This is a genomic window from Pseudonocardia halophobica, from assembly GCF_027922425.1.
GTDB classification, from domain to species: domain Bacteria; phylum Actinomycetota; class Actinomycetes; order Mycobacteriales; family Pseudonocardiaceae; genus Pseudonocardia; species Pseudonocardia halophobica.
In genome coordinates this window covers 1-1,154 of record NZ_BSFQ01000127.1, presented here as the reverse complement: position 1 = coordinate 1,154, position 1,154 = coordinate 1, and the positions used below count along the sequence as shown (strand labels likewise).

The 1,154-nt window shown below is 66.8% G+C and carries 2 protein-coding genes; one reads left to right on the top strand and one right to left on the bottom strand.

Annotation, left to right across the window (positions count from 1 at the left end; all coding sequences use genetic code 11):
* A partial coding sequence (locus tag PKE99_RS37625) for a helix-turn-helix domain-containing protein (RefSeq protein WP_271215038.1) occupies window positions 1-234 on the top strand: 234 nt, incomplete at its 5' end.
* Between the two features lie 104 nt (window positions 235-338).
* On the opposite strand, the gene PKE99_RS37620 is transcribed toward PKE99_RS37625, so the two are convergent.
* A partial coding sequence (locus tag PKE99_RS37620) for a phosphotriesterase family protein (RefSeq protein ID WP_271215037.1) occupies window positions 339-1,154 on the bottom strand: 816 nt, incomplete at its 5' end.

Sequence of the window (1,154 nt, the reverse complement as noted above, 5' to 3'; positions counted from 1 at the left end):
CTGCGCCCGCTCGACGAGCTGGGGCCGCAGAAGAGCCGCGACGCCCTGCAGACCCTGCGGGTCTATCTGGACAATCAGGGCTCGACCACGCGGGCGGCCGCGGAGCTGCATCTGCACCGCAACGCGATCGCCTACCGGGTGCGACGGATCTTCGAGGTGCTCGGCGTCGACCCGCAGGACCCGGACACCATGCTCATGCTCCAGCTCGCGTGCCGGGCGCGCGCCCTCGGCTGAGCGGCCGGGTTCACCTCGGTCAGGGCGGCGGAGGCCGGTCGGGGGGAATCCTCACCCCGGCCGCGTTCGCGATCATGGGATGGCCGGTCGCTTCACGGAATCGATCACCTGGTGCACGAGGCCGCAAAGAGGCGTCGAGGATTCGCGGTCATCAGTTCTGCCGCCACGTCGGGCGTCACTCCATGACGCTCCAGGCGAGGCAGGAAGAGCTTCGGGACGTAGCCGAATCCGTTCCCGCCATTGCAGGTCCACATGCTCTTGGTGGCCACATCGTGGCTCAACAGTATCCGTGCGGAGTACCCGTCCCGAATGAGGCCGGCGACCGCGTCTGCGGTCTGGTCAGGGGCGGGGGACTGGCCTTCCCCAGGGTAATAGAACGGCATCCCGATCATGTCGAACTCGAGCCAGACGCCATGATCGGCAACGGCGCGCTGGTATCCGACGTCATGGCCGGACGGATCCATGTGACACAGGACGACCGCCGCAGGGGTCACTCCCTCCTCGCCCAGCACGATGTCGAGTACCTCGAAGGCCCGACGTTGCCAGCCCGGCAGGTGGATCATGAGCGGAACTCCGAGCTGGCGTTGGGCACGAGATGCAGCCCGCAGCCGGAGCTTCTCCGCGTCAGTGAAGTCAGGCGAGACCCCGATCTCCCCGATGACTCCGGGCGCAAGTCTCGTGTCCCCGACTCCGTCGGTGAACTCGGCCAGGAGCTCCTCGGTGAGCTGGTCGGCGCTGGCGGAGGCGGTTCTGCTGTCGTGAAATCCGTGGACATACCAGCCGGAGCCCATCACGACGTTGATTCCCGACCTGTCGGAGATCTCTCTGAGCGCTAGAGGGTCCCGCCCGAAGTCTCCGTTTGTGCAATCGACGACTGTCCGTCCGCCTGCCTCACTGAAGTTCCCGAGTTCGGCGGCCGT